This is a genomic window from Methylobacterium sp. 174MFSha1.1, assembly GCF_900116815.1.
Taxonomy (GTDB): Bacteria; Pseudomonadota; Alphaproteobacteria; order Rhizobiales; family Beijerinckiaceae; genus Methylobacterium.
On sequence record NZ_FPCB01000019.1, the window covers coordinates 110434 to 131016 of the forward strand.

Genomic DNA, 20583 nt, shown 5'->3' on the forward strand with positions numbered 1-20583 from the left:
TCAGGTCCGGAAGCGCTCGATGCCGAGTGCGCCGATCCGGGTCTGGGTGCCGCCCTCGACGATGAGCTCGGCCATGACGGCCCCCGCCGCCGGCCCGAGCTGGAAGCCGTGCAGCGAGAAGCCGAACTGGTGGTAGAGGCCGGGATGCCGGGCGCTCGGCCCGAGCACCGGCAGGTCGTCCTTCATCTTGGCCTCGATGCCCGCCCAGGCGCGCAGGATCGTCGCGTCGCGCATGACCGGAAACAGCTCGAACACCGTGCGGGCGCTCTCGGACAGGCGCCGCCAGTTCAGCACCGTCGTGCCCCTGTCCTGGTCCGGCACCGCGAGGTGGCCGCCGCCGATCAGCACCGTGCCGTTGGCGAACTGCTTGAACGACAGCTTGCGCCCGCGCAGGATCACCACCGGATCGATGAAGTGCGGCACCTTCGAGGTGATCATCAGCATCGGCGCCACGGTCTCGACCGGGACCGGCTCGCCGAGGGATTCGGCGATGCGCCCGGCCCAGGCGCCGGCGGCGTTGACGAGGACCGGCGCCGCGTAGGAATCGGAGCCGACATCGACCCGCCACAGCCCGTCCTCCCGGCGCACGTTCCGCGCCGGCTCGCCCTCGCGCACGATGGCGCCGAGTTCTTCCGCCTTGCGCCGGAACGCCGCCACCGTGCGCGCCGGCTGGGCCGCGCCGTCGCGGCGCGAGACGACGCCGCCCGGGCAGGTCTCGGCCACCGCCGGCACCAGGCGGCGCAGTTCCGCCCCGTCGATCAGCTCCTCGTGGGTGAAGCCGTGCCCGTGCAGGTCCTCGACACGCTCGCGGCAGGCGGCGAGCTCGCCCTCGTCCTCGGCCACCAGCACCTGGCCGTGGCTCTCGAAGCCGCACTCGTCGTCGACGAGGTCGCCGATGCGCTCCCAGAGGTCCATCGAGCGGATCGAGAGCGGAATCTCGGCGACGTGGCGGGCGAGCTGGCGCACCCCGCCGGCATTGACGCCGGAGGCGTGGCGGCCGGCATAGTCCTTCTCGATCAGGACGGGTTTCAGCCCGGCCCGGCAGAGATGGAGCGCGGTCGAGCAGCCGTGGATCCCGCCCCCGACCACGATGGCGTCGGCGAGCAGGGTCATCCGCGCACCACCGCCTCGGTCTCGGCCTGCGATTTCGGCAGGGCGGCGAGTTCGGCGAGCGCGATCGGCTTCACCGGCGCGCGCAGGCGATAATAGCCGATCTCCTGCGGCGTCTTCCCCCGCGCCTCGGCCATCAGCTCGGTGACGGTGAGGCCGCAGAGCCGGCCCTGGCACGGGCCCATGCCGGTGCGGCGATAGGCCTTGAGCTGGTTCGGCCCGGTCGCCCCGATGGCGACCGCCTCGCGGATGTCGCGGGCGGTGATCTCCTCGCAGCGGCAGACGATCGTGTCGTCGGCGGGAATGCGGAACTGCTTTCCGGGCCGGAACAGCAGGTCGAGGAACGGCCGGCCGCGCTCGGCCCGGACGAGTTCGGCCCGCACGCTCGCCGCCGAGTCGACCTTCGCCAGGGCTGCCGGGGCCAAGGCCTCGATCGCGGCGAGCGCCGCGAGGCGGCCGCGCAGGGCCGCGGCCTCCGCCCCGCCGATTCCGGCGCCGTCGCCCGCCACCGCGATCCCCTCGACGGACGTCGCGCCGTCCTTCCCCAGAACCGGCAGCCAGGCGAGCTGGACGTCGTCCCAGGCATGCTCGACGCCCGCCGCCATGGCGAGGTTGACGTTCGGCACCACGCCCTGGTGCAGGAGGAGCAGCGAGGCCGGCAGGGTCTCCTCCCGCGTCCCCACCTTGTAGGTGACGCTCGCGAGCCTCCCCTCCCCTCGCGCGGCCAACTCCGTCACGCCCGAGACGACCTTCACCTTCGCGCGCACCTCGCGCATCAGCGCGAGACCCTTGCGGAAATACGGCGAGGTCGCGAAGGCGAGCGCGTGCGGCAGGGCTGCGACGACGTTCCGCCGGTCGGTGGTGTCGAGGATCCGGTCGATCCGGCCGCCGAGGCGCAGGATCTGCGCCGAGAGGAGCCAGAGCAGCGGCCCCTGGCCCGCGATCACCGTCGGCTCGTCCGGCACCAGGCCCGACGATTTCAGCATCGTCTGCGCCGCGCCGGCAGTCATCACGCCGGGCAGGGTCCAGCCCGGAATCGGGAACGGGCGCTCCAGCGCCCCGGTCGCCAGGATCACCCGCCGGGCCGTCACGAAGGCAGAGCCGCCGCCGACCGAGACGCCGATCTCCAGCGCCTTGTCGAGGCTCCAGACCGTGGCGCGGTGGATCACCTCGGCGCTGCCCGCCCGCAAGGCTCGGACCCATTCCTCGCCGCTCCAGAAATCGGACCCGAGCTGCGTCTTGTCCGCGAGCGGCGTCGAGGTGATGGCGCGCCAGACCTGGCCGCCGGGGCCGGCATTCTCGTCGAGGAGCAGGACCGTGAGGCCGGCCTTGGCGGCGGTGGCGGCGGCAGCGAGGCCCGCGGGGCCGGCGCCGATCACCACGACGTCGTAGGCGTCGCGCCGGGGTCCCTTGATCGTCGGTGCGCTGGTCATCGGCCGATCTCCCGCTTGCCCTTCTGGATCTCGATGCGCATGCCGTCTTCCACCGGCACGAGGCAGCCCTGGCGGTTGCCGACCCCGTCGATGGTGACGAGGCAGTCGAAGCACACCCCCATCATGCAGTAGGGCAGCCGCGGCGCCCCGCTGACCGCGGTGAGCCGGCGCACGTCGCGGCCGGAGGCGAGCAGCGCGGCCGACACGGTGTCGCCCGCCCGCGCCTCGACGGTCGCGCCCTCGACGAGGATGCGGACGATCGGTCTGGTGTCGTGGTCGGATCGCTTGAACATGGGCGTCTCCGGGCCCGGGGCCCTCGTGGAATCTTGGTGGTTGTCGGGGTAGCTGACGGTTCTGCCACCCTCCGCGTCATTCCGGGGCCGCGCAGCGGAGCCCGGAATCCAGAGCCGCGGATGTTTCCGGAAGGGGCGGGCAGCGTTCCGCTCGATTCTCTCGGACCTGCGGTTCTGGATCCCGGGCTCTCGCCTGCAGCGAGCCCCGGGATGACCCTGTGGGTTGTGAGCCGTCGCGGCCGACGACCATCGCTCGTGCTGAAAACGGCTCTCAATAATACCCGCTGCCGGCCTTCGCCTCGGCCGCCTCGAATCGCTTTGCCGTGAACGCCCCGACCAACTCCTCCTCCAGGCGGCCCCCCGCCACCATCCGGGCGATCTCGAAGGCGTGGTTGGAGGCGAGGGTCACGCCCGAGTGGCAGCAGGCGACGAAGGCGCCGGGATGGGTCTCCGACTGGTCGTAGATCGGGAAACCGTCCCGCGGCATCACCCTGATGCCGGACCAGCTGCGCACCACGTTGAGCCGCGCCAAGTGCGGGAAGGTGCGCTGGGCCCGGTCGGCCATCACGGCGTTGATGCCCTGGCGCATGGCGCGGTCGTCGAGCACGTCCTCCTTGCTGTCGCCGATCATCACCGTGCCCTCGTCGGTCTGGCGCAGGGTCGAGAGCGGGTGGGGCAGGAAGGGTTGCGTCCGCTCGGTGACGACGATCTGGCCCCTTGTCGGACCCATCGGCGCCGAGAGGCCGACCATCGGGGCGAGCGCCTGGTTGGCGTTGCCGGCGGCGAGCACCACCTTGGCGGCGCGCACCTCGCCGGCGGGGGTCGTCAGCCGGAACTCGTCCCCCTCGCGGGTGATGGCGGAGACCGGCCGCTCGGGCAGGTAATCGACGCCGAACGCCTTCAACCCGGCATGGAAGGCCCGGTAGGTGCGCAGCGAGTTCACGTGGCCGTCGAGCGGGCAGTAGCTGCCGCCGGAGACCTCGGGGCCGATGCCGGGCAGCGCCCGCTCGACCTCGGCCCGCGAGACCATCGCCATCTCGTAATCGGCGGCGCCGATCTGGTTGTGCATCCGGGCGACGAGGTCGGCGCGGCGGTCGTACTCGTCCCCGCCGAGCGTGAGGTGGAAGCCGCCGTTCTGCTGCAGCGAGACGTCGAGCCCGCTCTGCTCGCGAAGGGCTGACGCGAGCTGCGCCCAGCTCTTCGCCGCCCGCACGGTCCAGCCGGTATAGGCCGGCATCCCGAGGCCCTTGCTCTGCACCCAGACGAGGGCGAAGTTCGCCCGCGAGGCGCGCTTGGTGATGTCGCCCTCGTCGAGGACGGCCACCCGTTGCCCGAGCCGGCCGAGGCCCCAGGCGATGGCCGAGCCGAGCAGGCCGCCGCCGACGACGGCGACGTCGTAGTCCTTGGACATGTGAACTCCTGTACGCCGGCTATGGCCTTAATGACTGCCCTTGCCCGCGAGCACGCGGTCGAGGCCGTAGAGCCGGTCGAGGATGGCGAGACAGACCATGGTGACGGCGATCACGCAGGCCGAGACCGAGGTCACCAGCGGGTCGATGTTGTCCTGGATGTAGAGGAACATGCGCACCGGCAGCGTCTCGGTGCCGGGCGCGGCGAGGAAGACCGTCATGGTCAGGTCGTCGAAGGACTGGATGAAGGCGAGCGCCCAGCCGCTCACCACGCCGGGCAGGATCAGCGGCAGGGTCACCCGGCGAAACAGCGTGAACCCGCCGGCCCCGAGCGAGACCGCCGCCCGCTCCACCGACGGATCGAGGCCGGCGGCAGCGGCCAGCGTCAGCCGGAACGCGAACGGGAAGACCACGACGATGTGGGCGGCGAGCAGCGCCAGGAAGGTGCCGCCGAGGCCGAGCGCCGTGAAGAAGCGCAGGAACGCGACGCCGAGCACCACGTGCGGGATCATCAAGGGCGACAGGAACAGCGCCTGGAGCGCGCTGCGCCCCGGCACCGGATAGCGGGTGAGCGCGAGTGCCGCCGGTACCGCGAAGAGGAGGGCTACGAACGACGACAGCGCGCCGAGCCCGAGGCTGACCCAGAAGGCGTGGACGAATTCCGGGTAGTCGGCGATCGCCCGGAACCAGCGCAGCGAGAACCCGTTCGTCGGCAGCGAGAGGAACCCCTCCGGCGTGAAGGCGACGAGGCAGACGACGACGATCGGCGCCAGCATGAAGGTCACGAACAGGCCGTGGAAGGCGAGCGCGAGGGGGCCGTTGCGGCTCATTTGAACACCTCCGCGTAGCGCCGCTCGACGAGGGCGTTGGCGCCGACGACGATCAGCACGAGGCCGACCAGCAGCAGCACCGCCACCGCGGCGCCGAGCGGCCAGTTCAGCGTGTTGAGGAATTCGTCGTAGGCCAGCGTCGCCGCGACCTTGAGCCGGCGCCCGCCGATGATCGCCGGCGTCGCGAAGGCGCTCGCCGAGAGCGAGAACACGATGATCGCGCCCGACAGCACGCCCGGCATGATCTGCGGCAGGACGATGCGGCGGATGATGGTGACGGGACCGGCACCTAGCGACATCGCCGCGTGCTCGACCTGAGGGTCGAGGCGCTGGAGCGCGGCCCAGACCGACAGCACCATGAACGGCATCATCACGTGGACGAGCGCGATGACGACACCGGTCTCGGTGAACAGGAACGGCAGCGGCGAGGCGATGACCCCGAGCGACATCAGGAGCTTGTTGGCGAGCCCGTTCGACCCGCCGAACAAGAGCGCCCAGCCGAGCGTGCGCGCCACGACCGAGATGAGGAGCGGCCCGAGGATCAGGAGCAGGAAGATCCCGCGCCAGCGCCCGCTCATCCGGTTGAGGATGTAGGCCTCCGGCGCGCCGAGCAGAGCCGTGACGAGCGTGGTGATCAGCGCGATGCGGAGCGTGCGCCCGAACATCTCGGCGTAGTACGGGTCGGTGGCGATCTCCTGCCAGTTCTTCAGGATCAGGACCGGCTCGATGCCCTTGTACTGGCCCCAATCGTGGAACGAAAGCAGCACCGTCATCGCCAGCGGCACCAGCACGATGCCGACGAAGAGCAGCACGGCCGGCAGGATCAGCCAGAGCGGCGCGCGGCTGGCGCGGGGCTCCGGGGCCGTTGTCGATGGGGAGGTGGGAAGGGTCGTGGTCGCGGCGGCGTTCACGCGGCGGCTCCGGCGCGCAGGCTCATGTCCTCGGGGCGCCAGGCGAGGCGCACCGCCTCGCCCTCGCCGGGCTGGGCGAGACCGTCGTTCGGCCGCACCACGATCGCCGGGCCGCACTCGGTCTCGCACTGGAACAGCCAGTGGTTGCCCTGGAAGATGCGCGCGGACACCCGTCCCGGCAGGCCGGATTCGGCGAATCCGATCCGCTCCGGGCGGACGCTGATCGTCACCGGGCCGCGCAGGCCCACGGGTGCCGGCGCGCTCCAGCCGCCGGCGACGATCCGGGCGGGAGACGCGCCCTCGATCCGGGCGGAGAAGTCGTTGGTCTTGCCGAGGAACTGGGCGACGAAGGCGGAAGCGGGACGCTCATAGGTGTCCTGCGGCGTGCCGATCTGCTCGATGCGGCCCTTGCTCATTACGACGATCCGGTCGGAGAGCGACAGAGCCTCGGTCTGGTCGTGGGTGACGAGAATCGTGGTGGTGCCGAGGTTGCGCTGGATCTGGCGCAGCTCGATCTGCATCTCCTCGCGCAGCTTGGCGTCGAGATTCGACAGCGGCTCGTCGAGGAGCAGCACGCTCGGACGGATGACGAGGGCGCGGGCGAGCGCGACGCGCTGCTGCTGGCCGCCGGACATCCGGCGCGGATGCCGGTCCTCGTACCCGGCGAGCCCCACCATCGCCAGCGCCGCGCGGACCCGCTCGGTGCGCTCGGCCCGGCCGACGCGCTGCATCTCGAGGCCGAAGGCGACGTTCTCGGCAGCCGTCATGTGGGGGAAGAGCGCGTAGCTCTGGAAGACGATGCCGAGGCCGCGCTTCGCGGGATGGACCTGCGTCAGGTCGCGGCCCTCCAGGCGGATCGTCCCGCGGGAGGGCGCCAGGAATCCGGCGATCATCTGCAGCGTCGTGGTCTTGCCGCAGCCCGAGGGACCGAGGAATGAGACGAACTCGCCGGGCGCCACCGCGAGGTTGAAATCCTCGACCGCGACGTGGCTGCCGAAGGCCTTGGCGACGTGCTCGAGCTCGAGGAGCGGCGCGGCGGAGCGGGGGTTCGTGGTCATGGGCAGGATCCGGGGCTGTCCGGGGGGAAGAAGAGGCGCAGGTCCCCCCTCTCCCGTGTGGGAGAGGGGTCGGGGGTGAGGGTGACACGCTTCAGTGTGAAGCTCAGACCGTCGTGCTGGCAGCTCGACACCAAGTGCTGGACTCAGAACCGTAGCACCCTCACCCCTACCCCTCTCCCACACGGGAGAGGGGATCCCGCGATGTATTCGGCAATATTTGAGTATTGACTTGAATCTTTCCGGACCCGGCCAACCTACCGCTCGACCTCCCGATTCCACCTCTTCGTCCACTCCTCCCGCTTCTCGTTCACCACCGTCCAGTCCGGGGTATACAGAGCGGCGGCGCGGGGGCCGACGGGGGCCATCTTGACGATCTCCGGCGGCACCTCGACCGTCTTCACCACTGGGCCGTAGCCGTATTCCTTCAGCATCGTCAGCTGCACCTTGGGGTCGAGCAGCGCCTTGATGAAGGCGTTGGCGAGCGGCGATCCCTTCGGCTTGGCGATCGGGCAGGCGGCGGTGAGGAGCGCCACCGCGCCCTCCTTCGGGTAGACGAAATCGACCGGGAAGCCGGTATTGGCCAAGCCCTGCACCCGGCCGGTGCCCCAGACCGCGATCACCGCCTGGCCGGACTGGAAGAGCTCGGTCATCTTGCCGGGCGACGGCTCGTAGGCCAGCACGTTCGGGTTGATCTCGGACTTGAAGATCTTGAACGCGGAATCGACGTTCTTCTCGCTGCCGCCGTTCATCTTCGCCAGCATCACCAGGACGTTGAGCCCGTAGGTGTTGTTGATCGGCGGGATGACGAGCTTCTGGCGATACTTCGGGTCCTTGAGGTCGTTCCAGGAGGTCGGCGGCGCCCAGCCCCGCTCCGCAAAGACCTTGGTGTTGTACATCAGCCCGGTGGCGACGAGGCCGGTCGCCACCGCCTTGTCGTCGGTGAAGCGGGCGAGGTCGTAGAGGTCGCCGGTCGGCACGCCCTCGATACGATCGCAGAATCCGAGCTGGATCGCCTGGTACATCGGGCCGTCATCGACGATCGCGACGTCGATCTGCTGGTTGCCCTTCTGCGCCTGGAGCTTGGCGAGCGTGTCGGTGGAATTGCCGGCGACGTACTCGACCTTGACGCCGTTGGCCTTCTCGAAGGCCGGGATCACCTCGGTGCGGATCGTCTTCTCGAACGAGCCGCCGTAGCCGGCGACGTAGAGCGTCGTCTGCTGCGCCGCCGCGGGAGCGAGCGAGGTCGCCAGGGCCGTGAGGCCGAGGGCGGTCAGGAGGCCGAGTTGCTTCACCAAGGACCTGTCTCCTCTCGCGGACGCGATGCGGCGCTGCACAAGGAATTGCCATGGCGCGCCGATAGGCAAAAAGGTGCCGGGCCGGCCGAGGCTCGTCCAATGCGAAATGGCGCGCGCTTCATGTCGAAATGTTATGGTTCGCAACAGAGGAGGCCCGATGGCACGGATCAACCTGCGGCAGGTCGAGGCCTTCCGCGCCACGATGCTCACCGGCAGCGTCACCGAGGCCGCCGCCCTGATGGGGGTGACGCAGCCGGCGGTGAGCCGGCTCCTGCGCGACCTCCAGGCGCTCCTCAACATGCCGCTGTTCGAGAAGCGCGGCACCGGCCTCGTCCCGACCGCCGCCGCGACCGCGCTCTACACGGAAGTCGAGCGCTCCTTCGTCGGGCTCGAACGGATCGGGGCGGCGGCCGAGGAGATCCGCAACCGGCGCACCGGATTCCTGCGGGTCGCGGCCCTGCCGGCGCTCGCCAACGGCTACCTGCCGCGGCTGACCGGGCATTTCCTCAAGGAGCGGCCGAACCTGAACCTGTCGCTGTTCGGGGTGATCTCGCCGATCGTGGTCGACTGGGTGACGAACAACCAGTGCGATGTCGGCTTCGCCGAGGTGCCGATCGCCCATGACGGCGTGCCGAGCCGGCGCCTGCCGGCGGTCGCCCGGGTCGCCGTGCTGCCGGAGGGCCACCACCTCGCTGAGAAGGCCGTGCTCGGGCCGCGCGACTTCGACGGCGAGACCTTCGTGTCGCTCACCGCCGGCTCGACCGGGCGCCACCTCGTCGACCAGGCCTTCCACCGCGACGGCGTGCGGCGGATTCTCAGGATCGAGACCGCCCTGTCGGAAATCATCTGCGGGCTCGTCTCGTCGGGCGTCGGGGTGTCGATCTCCGATCCGTTCACGGCGCGGGAGTTCGAGGGCCGCGGGGTCGTGGTGCGCCCCTTCGTGCCCCGGATCGAGTTCGAGTTCGCGGCGGTGTTCCCGCCCCAGCGCAGCCCCTCGCCGGTCGCCCTCGACCTCGTCGCGGCCGTGCGGGATTCGCTCCTCGCTCCGCCCTTCTCGGATTGACGACCGCCCCTCACGTCAGCCGCCTCCGGCGCATCGCCATGAGTTCGGTCCCGGTCTGGTACCGGCCTTCGCCCGCGAGCCGCACGAGGCGCCGGAAGTAGCCGCCCGGGTTGCGGATCCGGTTCTGGCCCGACCGGACGTCGTCGTCGTGGGCCTGCGCCACGATTAGCACCAGCACCGCCGCCTCGTAGGGGCCGACCGCCGCGCAGGCCTCGGCCCAGGCGCTCGGATGCGCACCGATCGACGCCCTCACCTGCCGGCCCGCGTCGAGGATCTCGTGCTCCTCGCGGATCTCGCCGCTCACCAGGTCGCGCACCACCGGGCAGGCCTCGACGACCAGAGCCGGGGTCGGAGCCGCTCCGGGTCGATCGATCGGGCGGGGCGTTTCGACGATCCCCGGCGAGTCCTTGCTCCAAGCCTCGGTAGGAGATCCTTTCTCTGGTTCTATGTGCGGGCAGGTCTTGCCGTCACAGCCGGCTGCGTAGAAGCGATCCTCCACCATCCGGCGCAGCTCGCCCCAGGCCTCCAGCACGAGGTCGGGATCGCCTACGCCGCGCCGTTCGGGCGTGGTCGCCTCCAGACTGCCCTGGGCTTCGACGAGGTCGGCAATGGTCGTGTCGGGATGGCGCGCATTGAGCGCTTGCAGCGCCTCCGTCACGGCGCGCCGGTGCATCGTCACGAGATCGAAGGCACGGCGGCGCCGCTCCCGCGCCTCGGCCCGGGCCTGGATCGCCAGCGCCCAGTCGCCGCGGCGGGCGTAGAGCGGCGTCAGGTCGAAGCCGAAGGCGTCGAGGATCGTCCCGTTGCGGGAGCGGATCGCGTAGCGCTTGCCGTTGGCCGAATCCTTCGGCGTGATGATCTCGAGACCCACGAGGTCGCGGATCGCGTAGCGCACGGCGCGCTCCGACAGCCCGGTGCGCGACACCAGGTACTCGTTCGACGGCCACACGATCAGGCGCGACCAATCCTGCTCGCCCCAGGCGGCGACGAGCTCGGACAGGACCAGCCGGAGGGCCGGACGCAATCCGAGCGCCTTCGCGGCTTCCCGGGCGGAGGCGGACAATTCCTTGCGCGTGACCGTGCGCCCGTCCTCGAGGGCGCGTCTCTGTCCGGCGAGGGCGGCGCGCGTCAGCGGCCGGCCCCCGGTCTGAACCATCTCCACTCCACACCTCCCTGGACGGAGGCAAAGCGGGACCGTTCGCCCGAGAGGGCGTCATTGACGAGAAGGTCGGGAACCGCTAGAAGGAGGATGCCAATCCGGTCTTCAAGCGGCGGCTTCCCCAGCCCCCGTTATGAGATCCCAAAAAGCGCCGAGGTCCCCACCTCGGCGCTTTTTTGCTTTGCTGCGTCTACATGCTCTGTTCCACGAAAACCTGCTCGAGCGCGTGGATGATCGCGAGGCGCCGGTTCGGGAACTTGCCCTCGCGCACCGCCGCGTCGATCGCCTGCTGCACCTGCGCCGGCACCCAGACATTCGTCTCCGTCTCCCCGGAGGCCTTGCGGGCCTCGCGGAGCTTCTTGACGCGCTGAGACGGGGTATCGGCCATCGCTTGGGCTCCACGACTCGTAACGTTACGAGTCGTGTCACGACTCGGGCGGGCCGGGCAATGCGGAGTCGAGATTCGGCGGTGGATGTTAAATTCGATTCACAGACGAATCGGGCGCGAGGCCGCGACGGCTGCCGATTCGGGGTGATCTGGCCGCTCGGCACGGTTGCACCGACCGATTCGTGAAGAGTTCCATGCGGGATTCAAGCGAATCGTCGGCAATAGCCTCGAATCGGCGGGATGCTCTTGCGCGCGGCGGGTTTCACCGGGGTCAAGGGGGCGGATGAGGGCCGCCGGCCGGGGCGGTTCCGCGCGAGGCCCGACACGCGGCGCTTGATTCCGGAAGCAGGCCGCCGTCACCTGCGCCCCGCCACTCCCGCGCGAGCGGCGATCCCGCGCCGCCGGGATGACGTCCCACGAAGACCAATTCATCGGGAGGAACCACCATGATCCACGTCCTCGCCATCATCACCGCCAAGCCCGGCCAGCGGGAGACGGTGCTGGAGGCCTTCCGGGCCAACGTGCCCGCCGTCCACGCCGAGGACGGCTGCATCGAGTACGGGGCGGCGGTCGACACCGACGGGGCCGGGCCGATCCAGGCGCCGCTCGGGCCGGACACCTTCGTGGTGGTCGAGAAATGGGCGAGCCTCGACGCGCTCAAGGCGCATGCGGCCGCGCCCCACATGGCGGCCTACGGGGCGAAGACGAAGGAGCTCATCGCCGCCCGCGTCATCCACGTGCTGTCGCCTGCCTGACCGCGCCCGGCGCCCTCAGGATGAGGGCGCCCGGACCTTCACCCCCAGCATCGCCTCGAAGGGCAGCACCATCGCGCCCTTGTCGCGCCCGCCATGGCCGGCGCGCAGGGCCATCTGGTAGGTCGTGGTGGCCGCCGCCGTCACCGGCAGGGGGAAGCCGTGCCCGACCGCGACGGCCGCGGCGCTGACGAGGTCCTTGTAGGCCTTCGCCAGGGGATAGCCCTCGTCGAACTCGCCGCGCAGGATCCGCGGCACGAAGTATTGCGAGGCGTAGCTGCGGCTGGTCCCGGTCGTCACCACGCCCGCCAGCTGTTCGGGGTCGAGGCCCATCGCCACCGCCATCGGCAGCACCTCGGCGAGCGCCGCGATGTTGATGTCGTAGATCACGTTGTTGATCGTCTTGGTGAGCTGGCCGCTGCCGAGCGGCCCCATATGGAGCACCTGGGTGCCGATGCGGTCGAGGAGCGGCTTCATCGCCGCGAAGGTCTCAGGGTTGCCGCCGCACATCACCGTGAGCGTCCCGGCCTCGGCCCCGGCCGGCGCCCCGGAGACCGGCGCGTCGAGGACGGAGAAGCCCCGTGCCTCCAGTGCCCGGCCGAGGCTCACCGCCTGCCCGTGCGCGATGGTGCTGAGGTCGATCACCGTCGCGCCGGGCGCGAGGCGGGGCTCGAGCCCGTCGGGGCCGAACAGCACGCTCTCGACCACGTCGCCGTCGGGCAGGCACAGGACCAGCACGTCGGCGCCCGCGACCGCGCCCCGGTCGGTCGTGACGGCGACCCCGGGCTCCGCGAGGCCGGCGACGCGGGCCGGATCGGCATCGACCGCCACGATCGTCTCGGCCCCGTCGCCCTTGCGGGCGAGGTTGCGGACGATCGGCCAGCCCATCTGGCCGAGACCCATCACGGCGATGCGGCGGCTCATCGGATCGCTCCCTTGTCGTCGGCGGAGTCGATCCCGATCGCCTCCAGGAACCGCGACACCATGTTGTAGGCGCCGATCGTGGCGGTGAGCTCGACGATGGCGCGCGGGTCGAAATGCTCGCGCAACGCCGCGAAGACCGCGGGCGCGACGTGGATCTCCTTCGTCATCGCGTCGCAATAGGCCAGGACCGCCCGCTCGCGCGGAGAGAACACCTCCGCCCCCTGCCAGTCCGGCAGGGCGTCGAGCTGGGCCTGCGACACGCCCTCGCGGAGCGCGATCGGCACGTGCTGCTCGGCCTCGTAGCGGGCGCCGTTCAGGTGCGCGACCTGCACGATCACCAGTTCGCGCACGTCGCCGGGCAGGTCGCATCGCTGCCGGATCGCGGTCAGGAAGGCGAGCCAGCCTTCGGCGACCGGCGGGCTGTGCAGCAGCATCGCGTAGAGGTGCAGGATCTCGCCCCGCTCGGCCACGATCCGCTCGGCGAGCGGCGCCGTCTCGGGCCGGGTGGTGTCGGCATAGGGGATGCGGGCCATTCTCGTCGTCTCCTCCTTATGGCTCCGGCATCGGTACACCAGGAACCGCGCGCGGCGCAGGGGCTAACCGGGCATGGGGAACCTGCGCGGGGTTCGCGGATCGATACGTGGGGCCGCCGGCCCGGAGGCTCGAGCGGGGGGACGCGATGAACCAGGGACCGCCGAGCCTGCACCGGTCGCGCTGGCGGTTCTGCCTGTTCACCCTCCTCTACCTCTACCAGGGCGTCGTCGCCGGCTTCGGCCTCACCGCGCTCGCCAACCACTTCGCGGCGTCGGGCGCCTCCACGGCGGAGGTCGGCCGCCACCTCGCGCTGGTCGGCCTGCCCTGGGTGCTGCAGCCGCTGCTCTGGGGCCCGGTGATCGACCGCGGGACACCCCATCGCATGGGGCCGCGCCGCGCCTGGCTGGTCCTCGCCCTCCTCGGGGCGCAGGCGAGCCTCGCCGGCCTGCTCCTCCTCGGCGCGCAAGCGGGCCTGACCGCGATCAGCCTCGTCCTCGCCCTGCACAGCCTCGCCGCGTCGCTCGCCGACACCGCCACCGACCGCATGATCGCCGGCAGCGTGCCGACGGACGAACTGGGACGCACCAGCGCGGCGACCCGGGCCGGCTTCGTGATCGGCAGCGCCGCCGGGAGCGCGGTCTTCGCCTGGATCCTGGCGGCGCACGGCTTCTCGGTGGCGGCGGGCGCGCTCCTCGGGCTGACGACGCCGCTCGCCCTCGCGGCCCTCCTCGTGCGCGAGGATCCGGGCGACGCGCTCCTCGCCCTGCGCTGGCGGCACCCGGAGCGGAGATCCCCAGGGCGGCGGGCCTCGGAGGCCCTCGCCTTCGCGCAAAAACTCCTCGCCGCGTTCCGGCGGCGCGACGCGGCGCTCCTGCTGGCGATGTGCTTCTCGATCGATCTCGGGCTCGCGCTGTTCCAGGTGCCGTTCGCCGTCGCGCTGGTGCAGGTCCACGGCTGGGACGCGGAGAGCCTCTCGCGCCTGCAGGCGCTGCTCGCGCTCCTCGGCGGCACCCTCGGGGCGGCGGGCATCGGCGCCGCCGTCGACCGGATCGGGCCGGGGCGGGCCCTGCGTCTCCTCCTTCTCGCCTGCGCGGCGGCCTTCGCGGCGGCGGGCGCGCTGATCGCGGCCGGGCTGGAGGCCGCGGCGGGCCCGGTCATCCTGGGCCTCGCCAGCGTGGTGCCGGCGCTCCTCTACGTCGCGCTGCAGCCGGCCGTGCTGCTGGCGAGCCGCGCCGGCGGCGCCTCGGCGACGCAGTTCCAGATCTACATGGCGGCGATGAATCTCGGCGACGTGACCGGCGCCGCCCTCGCCGGCCCGCTGGCCGCGATTCTCGCCTCGACGCTGGTCGCGTTCGGCGTCGCGGGCCTGTTCCTGGCCTGCACGCGGGTCGCGCCGGGTGCGGAAAGCGGAAGGCCTGCGAAATAGTCCAGCATCGGCGAGTCGGACAGCTCCGCGTTCCTGCGTCCGATCGTCGAGCTTGACGATCCCGGCCGCCTGCCCCCTTCTGCCCCGACAACGAGACCGGTCGGCAAGATCGGTCGGGAGGAGACCATGATGCCCATCAAGCGGTTGCTTCTATCCGCCGGCTGCCTCGTGCTGTCGGCGCTGCCCGCCCTGGCTCAGACCAAGGTCAAGATCGGCGTCCTGAACGACATGTCGGGCGTCTACTCCGATATCGGCGGCAAGGGCTCGGTCGTCGCGGCGCAGCTGGCGGCGGAGGACTTCGCGGCGATCAGCAAGGACGTCACCGTCGAGATCGTCTCGGCCGATCACCAGAACAAGCCGGATATCGGCGCCGGCGTCGCCCGGCAATGGTACGACCGCGACGGCGTCGACGCCATCTTCGACGTGCCGACCTCGTCGGTCGCCCTCGCGGTGAGCCAGGTCACGCGCGAGAAGAACAAGATCTTCATCGATTCGGGCGCCGGCACCACCGACCTGACCGGGTCGCAATGCTCGCCCAACACGATCCACTGGACCTACGACACCTACGCGCTGGCGAACGGCACCGGCGGCGCCATGGTCAAGCGCGGCGGCGACACCTGGTTCTTCCTGACGGCGGATTACGCCTTCGGGCAGTCGCTCCAGAGCGAGACCGCCGCCGTCGTGACCCGCAGCGGCGGCAAGGTCCTCGGCTCGGCCAAGGTGCCGTTCCCGGCGAGCGACTTCTCGTCCTTCCTGATCCAGGCGCAGGGATCCGGCGCCAAGGTGATCGGGCTGGCCAATGCCGGCGGCGACACGATCAACGCCGTCAAGCAGGCGCACGAGTTCGGCATCACCGAGGGCGGGCAGAAGCTCGCGGCGCTCCTGTTCTACGCCCAGGACGCCAAGGCGCTCGGCCTCGAGACCGCCAAGGGGCTGGTGCTGACGGAAGCCTTCTACTGGGACCTGAACGACGGGACCCGGGCCTTCTCGGAGCGCTTCGCCAAGCGGGCGAACGGCAACATGCCGAGCATGAACCAGGCCGGCGTCTATGGCGGGCTGATGCACTACCTGAAGGCGGTCGCGGCGACGAAGTCGAAGGACGCGAAGGTCGTGATGGAGTGGATGAAGGCCAACCCGACCGACGATCCTCTGTTCGGCAAGGGGCTGATCCGGGCCGACGGCCGCACGATCCACGACATGTACCTGTTCGAGGTCAAGAAGCCGTCCGAATCGAAGGGCCCCTGGGACGTCTACAACAAGCTCGCCACGATCCCCGGCGAGCAGGCCTTCAAGCCGATGAACCAGGGCGGCTGCCCGCTGGTGGGCAAGAGCTGAGAGCCGGCAGAGAGCCGACCGCGGGCCGGTCGGCGAAAGGCGTGCGACCGGGTGGATTTGTCGCCCGGTCGCGGCCGGTCCGCCAGCCTCGGGGGTGCGGGCGGTCACCGACGCTCAGGCGCCGGCCCCCGAAGCGGGCTGCATGTAGAAGCGCATCAGCGGCTTGAATCGCTGCGCGGAGGCGTCGTCGATCTCGTTGCGATCGTGGACCTCGAACATCATCCGCGTTTTCTCTTCGTTTTCCAGCTTGCCGTCGTCCATCCCGAAATAGCCCCGCTGCGATTTCGTCCAGTAATAGTCCCGCGATCGGACGTGATAGTGGTTGATACGCATCTTGCTGTAAGTGGGCAGCCTGTCCTCGAAGAAGCCATAGGGCGGAATCATCGGCAGCTCCCGCCCGGCATCGTCCACGGTGCCGTTTTCCACCTCGAAGAGATGGGAGGTCCGGGCTCGGACTGCCTTCTTGAGGTTCACGATCGACTTCACGTGCCGATTGTACAGGAAATCGTCCGGGGCGCGGCGGGTGAAATTGTCGATCATCAGCCCACCGGGCTGCGCGACATGTCCGTTCGATCCGTACACGTGCCAGTGGACGGCGATCGCCCCGACCTCGCCGAAACTCGCGATCGCGTGCCGGATGTCGGTGCCGTCGACCGGGTAGAGGAACTCGTCGGCGTCGATGAAGGCCATCCACTCGACGTCGCTGGCGTATGACGCGACGGCCTCGTCGTAGAGATCGGTCTGGGCGGTCCTGCCGGGCCTGGCGACAAGATCGACGCTGCGCCTGTCGCGAAACGAAGCGACGATCCCGGCCGTGTCGTCCGTGCTGCCATTGTCGATCAGGATGATCTTCTCGAAGCCGACGGCCCGGTGAAAGGCCAGCCACTCCCGCAGGATCGGTGCTTCGTCTTTGACGGTGCAGCATAGTGCGGCGTAGATCATCGCGGCCCCTTCGATCGTCCCGGAATCGCGCCTGCGGCACCCCCGACGAATGGCCGCCTTGCGAGCGGTGCCGCGCGGTCGGGTGAGGTTCTATTGGGCCAGCTTGCCCAGCTCCCGGCCGAGTTCCAGGAGAACCATGTCCACGAGGCGGAGCAGGAAAGGCTTGCGCGTCGTCGCGATCACCTCGCGCGCCGAGATGCACAGCTCGGCCGCCCGGTCGAGCGGATGCATGTCCGGAAGACCGTGGTCCGGAGGATTCCGGTCCGGGAGGTGCTGGGCGACCGACGGAGCCTGGCCGTCGAGCTTGCTGTTCGTGATGTCGACGATGATGCCGCGCGCCCGCATCGGGCGCCCCTGCGCATCGTGGTAATAGCGGGCGCGGACCAGGGCCCACTTCTCGACACCCTCCTCCGGCTGCGTCCGATACTCGGCTACCAGGATGCCCGATCCCTGCATCGCGTCCCGGATGGCGTCGTTCATCCAGTCGCGGTCACCCGGGTGATGTCCGGATACGAACATATCGAGGCTGCAGCCCGAATGGCTGGCCGATGCGGAGTCGATCCCATACAGACTCGCGACGATGTCGTCGCAGTAGATCCGGTCGTTCGGTATATCCCAGTCCCAGCTGCCGACCGCTTGCGGGATATCGACGAAACGCGGCCGCAACGCCTCTTCGGTCAGCAATCTTCCCGATGCGCCCATGTGGCCCCCATGCCGGCGAGAACGATCGATCATTCAGGATGCCCCTGAATATACCGACGATGGATGGGTGTCTTCACATTTTTATTTGTGGCAGGAGGGGCAAGCGCTGCCAACAATTCAAGATATATTTAAATCCTATCGCGCTTTGGCGAACTTTGAATGACACGTGCTCATGCTGAAGAAGATGCACAACTATCTGGTGTGCTAGCATTTGGGATGCAGCCATCGACGGGATGCGAATGCAACCACAGGATTCGTCGATCTTAACATACGTCAAATCTGGTTGCGTGCCGGCGAGGTCGCGACGGGATTTTGCGCCTCAGACGATCGGCGGGCGCGCGGTCAATGCAGGGCGATCGATGCCGGAGAGGATTGTCGCGACGATGAGAGAAGGACAACGACGGTCATGGGATCGACTGTCCTGTTGTCCCGCTCGTCTGTGAAACGCCACCGTCTCCAGTCGACGCACAGCGATGTCCCGTCTCCGGTCTCTGCGTCCGCCGCGAGCAACGGCGCGGTTGCGGCAGGGCGCGCGGCGGCGCCCTGCCTAGTCCGCGCCCGTTAGGCGGCGAGAGCGCGGCTCTCCGTCGCGGGCCCGGCGGAGGCCTGCGACGCGTAGACGCCGTCGCCGGCCCAGTGGCTCGCGGGCACCAGCGCGACCTCGAGCGTCACCTCACCCCGCGCCCCGGCCCACAGGGCGGCCGGCAGCACGGCGCTGCCGTCCGTCCAGCGCCAGAGATCGCCCGCCTGCCCCTGCACGAAGCTGAAGCCGGCGGCGAGGGCCGGATCGTCGAGCGCGATGTCGCGGGAGAAGCCCAGCCCGTCGCGCACCGACAGGCCCCGCAGCGGCACGCCGAGCCGGCGCCGGTCGCCCGTCGTCGCGTCGAGCAGGTAGGGGGTGTAGGTGCGCGACATCAGGTGCAGGCTGCGCGTCCCGGCGGGGAGCGCGAAGCGGGCGACGTCCCCGCTCACGACCGGCCGGATCACCGCGCCGTCCGCCACGAGGTGCAGGTCGGGATCGCTGGTGATGGTCCAGCCGAGCGCGGCCGCCCGGGTGGCGAGCTGGGCGCGCACCGCCGCGACGAGCGCGCCGCCCTGCACCAGGGGGCGGCAGAAATCGGCGTGGCTGCGGGGTGCGAAGTCGGGGTGGAGCGTCACCGGGGCGCCGCCGTTCTCGAAGCCGGAGCGCACGCCGGTATCGAGGAAGCTCTCGGCGGGCAGACCCTCGGCGAGGAGGACGTCGTGGCTGTCGAGCTCGACGTGCCAGTAGGTGACCTCGTCCACCGGCACCTGGGTGATGCTGGCGCCGTTCACCAGGTGCTTGACCGGGATCAGCACCTCCGCGACGACGCTCACGCAGACGGCATGGTCCGGCGAGAGCCAGAGGTCCCGCTGCGGCAGGCCGTCGCCGAAGGCGCCGGCCAGGACCCGCACCGGCCAGACGGCGTGGGGGTCGCGGTGCTGGTCGCAGGCGACCCGGCGGCGGCCGATCCAGCGCACGGGGCGGTGCGCGCCGGCGGCGGTCACCACGAGGTCGCCCTCCGCCAGCGCCTCGACCGGGACGTCGCCCTCGGGCGTCCGGATCAGCGTGCCGGTGGCGAAGCACGGGGTGTTCGGCCCGACCGGTGCGGTCACGTTGGCGGTGGTGACCGGGGTCAGCACGCCGAGGGCCGGCGCCGCCACGCCGGACACGCCGATCGTCACCGGCGTGACCAATCCGCCGCCGGTCACGTTGAAGTAGTAGACGTAGTCGTCGTTGTCGGCCGGGCTGTAGCCGAGATAGGTTCCCGTCGCCCCGACCGCCGTCACGCCGCCGACGTTGAGATTGACGCCAACTGTCGAGTTCGGCTGATCGATGCTTCCATTGATCGTGACTGGCGTCGCGCCGGACAGAAGGTTCGTTCCAGTGAACCCTCCGAGCGCATAGACGCCGGTCGTCGCCTGACCGGCGTTGAAGACTGTGTTGTCGAAGGTGACGGCCACAGCAATTCCCCCATGTGGTTGGCCCGACCATCAGCGCAACCCGGAGTTGAGCTGTCAAGCCGACAAGGCGCAGCTTGACGTTGTAGTCTGGAGAAAAAATCGCGTGTTGCGAGTATACCACAATCCCCTCGGGCCAGCGGCGGATCGCCAGGGGAGAGATGGACCCGGCATGATCGCCGCGGCCGAGAAGGTTAAAATCTGGGGTTGCGAAAAAATTTGCGTGCAACCAACATAGGTCAACCCGCCGATCCGGGCCGGGCAGACGCCGTCGCCTGAGCGCACGTCGCCGGACCCTGGTTTCGCATAAACGACCTTCTGTCGAAGAGTTCACACAAGGAACTCGCATGTCCGCATTCGGTACAGAGACGGCCATCATCAGTCTCGGCGTGTCGTGCCAGACGGCGTGGCAGATCGATCGACACGTCGATCTCCTGTCCGATCTGCTCGGCGAGCCGCTGGTGAAGGCGACCGGGCCGTTCGACTGGCTGATCATGCCGCCGGCGAGCTTCGCCAGCTGGATGGGTGCGGGCGGGCTTTTCCCCGACCACCCCGGGGAGATCGTGGTCCACCCGAATTTCTACTGGCCCCGGCACAACCTGCATTTCTGGCACGAATTCACCCGGGACGGCGTCGTCGCCCTCGACGAGACGTTCGCGCAGACGAAGATGAAATTCAGCTACCTGCTCGACCGATTTTCGGGCTTGAAGACCTTTCGGCGCTGCCTGATCTTCGTCTCGAATACCCAGTCGAACCTCGACGAGGTGGTGCGCGTCTCGCCGACGATGAATTTCCATTTCGGCCGCGCGGCGATGGCGGCGCTGGTGCAGGCGGTCGAGGACACGATCGGGCCGGCCGGCGAGGTCCATTTCGTCACCGACCGCGACGGGACGGGCGCCGATCCGGATCCCGCCTGCCGCATCCACCGGCTCGATCACCACAACCCCCACGTGCTCGGCGACGACGCGGCCTGGGCGGCGGTCTTTCGCGCCGCACTCCGCCCGCGGACGGCGTCCGACCGCGAGGCCGCCTGACGGAC

20 protein-coding genes are annotated in these 20583 nt (G+C 69.9%); 5 read left to right on the plus strand and 15 right to left on the minus strand.

Annotated elements, in window-relative coordinates:
• The 8 genes from BM430_RS17695 to BM430_RS17730 form a co-directional block, all read right to left on the minus strand.
• Nucleotides 1-1113 carry an NAD(P)/FAD-dependent oxidoreductase gene (locus BM430_RS17695; protein WP_093568561.1) on the minus strand — a complete coding sequence of 371 codons (1113 nt, stop codon included), beginning with the start codon at nt 1111-1113 and terminating at the stop codon, nt 1-3.
• Nucleotides 1110-2543, minus strand: coding sequence for an FAD/NAD(P)-dependent oxidoreductase (locus BM430_RS17700; protein WP_093568562.1), 1434 nt, complete (start codon nt 2541-2543; stop codon nt 1110-1112). Before BM430_RS17700 ends, BM430_RS17695 begins: the two co-directional genes overlap by 4 nt.
• A complete protein-coding gene (locus tag BM430_RS17705; RefSeq protein WP_093568563.1) occupies nt 2540-2836 on the minus strand; it encodes a (2Fe-2S)-binding protein in 297 nt (98 codons plus the stop codon). Before BM430_RS17705 ends, BM430_RS17700 begins: the two co-directional genes overlap by 4 nt.
• Before the next feature lie 271 nt (nt 2837-3107).
• Nucleotides 3108-4247: an NAD(P)/FAD-dependent oxidoreductase gene (locus tag BM430_RS17710; protein ID WP_093568564.1), complete on the minus strand. Its 1140-nt coding sequence runs from the start codon at nt 4245-4247 to the stop codon at nt 3108-3110.
• Nucleotides 4248-4274: 27 nt separating this feature from the next.
• Complete coding sequence (locus BM430_RS17715) at nt 4275-5075, minus strand: ABC transporter permease (protein ID WP_093568565.1); 801 nt, start codon at nt 5073-5075, stop codon at nt 4275-4277.
• Complete coding sequence (locus BM430_RS17720) at nt 5072-5902, minus strand: ABC transporter permease (RefSeq protein WP_244539536.1); 831 nt, start codon at nt 5900-5902, stop codon at nt 5072-5074. Before BM430_RS17720 ends, BM430_RS17715 begins: the two co-directional genes overlap by 4 nt.
• 80 nt (nt 5903-5982) lie before the next feature.
• Entirely contained in the window at nt 5983-7044 is a 1062-nt protein-coding gene (locus tag BM430_RS17725) for an ABC transporter ATP-binding protein (protein ID WP_093568566.1), read from the minus strand.
• A 254-nt stretch (nt 7045-7298) separates the two neighbouring features.
• Nucleotides 7299-8336 carry an ABC transporter substrate-binding protein gene (locus BM430_RS17730; RefSeq protein ID WP_093568615.1) on the minus strand — a complete coding sequence of 346 codons (1038 nt, stop codon included), beginning with the start codon at nt 8334-8336 and terminating at the stop codon, nt 7299-7301.
• Between the two features lie 160 nt (nt 8337-8496).
• On the opposite strand from BM430_RS17730, the gene BM430_RS17735 reads away from it, so the two are divergent.
• A complete protein-coding gene (locus tag BM430_RS17735) occupies nt 8497-9402 on the plus strand; it encodes a LysR substrate-binding domain-containing protein (protein WP_093568567.1) in 906 nt (301 codons plus the stop codon).
• 10 nt (nt 9403-9412) lie between these two features.
• Here the strand turns inward: BM430_RS17735 and repC are convergent, their stop codons facing one another.
• Entirely contained in the window at nt 9413-10558 is a 1146-nt protein-coding gene (repC, locus tag BM430_RS17740) for a plasmid replication protein RepC (RefSeq protein WP_177303089.1), read from the minus strand.
• 193 nt (nt 10559-10751) lie between these two features.
• Nucleotides 10752-10949 carry a hypothetical protein gene (locus BM430_RS17745; RefSeq protein ID WP_093568569.1) on the minus strand — a complete coding sequence of 66 codons (198 nt, stop codon included), beginning with the start codon at nt 10947-10949 and terminating at the stop codon, nt 10752-10754.
• Nucleotides 10950-11395: 446 nt separating this feature from the next.
• Between BM430_RS17745 and BM430_RS17750 the strand changes: the two genes are divergently transcribed.
• Nucleotides 11396-11704: a putative quinol monooxygenase gene (locus BM430_RS17750; protein ID WP_093568570.1), complete on the plus strand. Its 309-nt coding sequence runs from the start codon at nt 11396-11398 to the stop codon at nt 11702-11704.
• A gap of 15 nt (nt 11705-11719) precedes the next feature.
• Here the strand turns inward: BM430_RS17750 and BM430_RS17755 are convergent, their stop codons facing one another.
• Nucleotides 11720-12625, minus strand: coding sequence for an NAD(P)-dependent oxidoreductase (locus BM430_RS17755; protein ID WP_093568571.1), 906 nt, complete (start codon nt 12623-12625; stop codon nt 11720-11722).
• A complete protein-coding gene (locus BM430_RS17760; protein WP_093568572.1) occupies nt 12622-13158 on the minus strand; it encodes a carboxymuconolactone decarboxylase family protein in 537 nt (178 codons plus the stop codon). Before BM430_RS17760 ends, BM430_RS17755 begins: the two co-directional genes overlap by 4 nt.
• A 146-nt stretch (nt 13159-13304) precedes the next feature.
• On the opposite strand from BM430_RS17760, the gene BM430_RS17765 reads away from it, so the two are divergent.
• Together BM430_RS17765 and BM430_RS17770 are read left to right on the plus strand one after the other, a co-directional pair.
• Nucleotides 13305-14585 (plus strand): MFS transporter, encoded by a 1281-nt coding sequence (locus BM430_RS17765; protein ID WP_093568573.1) that lies wholly within the window; start codon nt 13305-13307, stop codon nt 14583-14585.
• 129 nt (nt 14586-14714) lie between these two features.
• Nucleotides 14715-15920: an ABC transporter substrate-binding protein gene (locus tag BM430_RS17770; RefSeq protein ID WP_093568616.1), complete on the plus strand. Its 1206-nt coding sequence runs from the start codon at nt 14715-14717 to the stop codon at nt 15918-15920.
• A gap of 114 nt (nt 15921-16034) precedes the next feature.
• Here the strand turns inward: BM430_RS17770 and BM430_RS17775 are convergent, their stop codons facing one another.
• The 3 genes from BM430_RS17775 to BM430_RS17785 all read right to left on the minus strand — a co-directional run bounded on the left by BM430_RS17775 (nt 16035) and on the right by BM430_RS17785 (nt 19547).
• Nucleotides 16035-16862, minus strand: a complete 828-nt coding sequence (locus BM430_RS17775; RefSeq protein ID WP_093568574.1) for a glycosyltransferase family 2 protein — start codon at nt 16860-16862, stop codon at nt 16035-16037.
• A 90-nt stretch (nt 16863-16952) separates the two neighbouring features.
• Nucleotides 16953-17597 carry a PAS domain-containing protein gene (locus tag BM430_RS17780; RefSeq protein ID WP_093568575.1) on the minus strand — a complete coding sequence of 215 codons (645 nt, stop codon included), beginning with the start codon at nt 17595-17597 and terminating at the stop codon, nt 16953-16955.
• A gap of 528 nt (nt 17598-18125) precedes the next feature.
• Nucleotides 18126-19547, minus strand: a complete 1422-nt coding sequence (locus tag BM430_RS17785) for a Hint domain-containing protein (protein ID WP_177303090.1) — start codon at nt 19545-19547, stop codon at nt 18126-18128.
• Between the two features lie 344 nt (nt 19548-19891).
• On the opposite strand from BM430_RS17785, the gene BM430_RS17790 reads away from it, so the two are divergent.
• On the plus strand, nt 19892-20578 hold the full coding sequence (locus tag BM430_RS17790; protein ID WP_093568577.1) for a hypothetical protein: 687 nt from the start codon (nt 19892-19894) through the stop codon (nt 20576-20578).
• Nucleotides 20579-20583 lie beyond the last annotated feature (5 nt).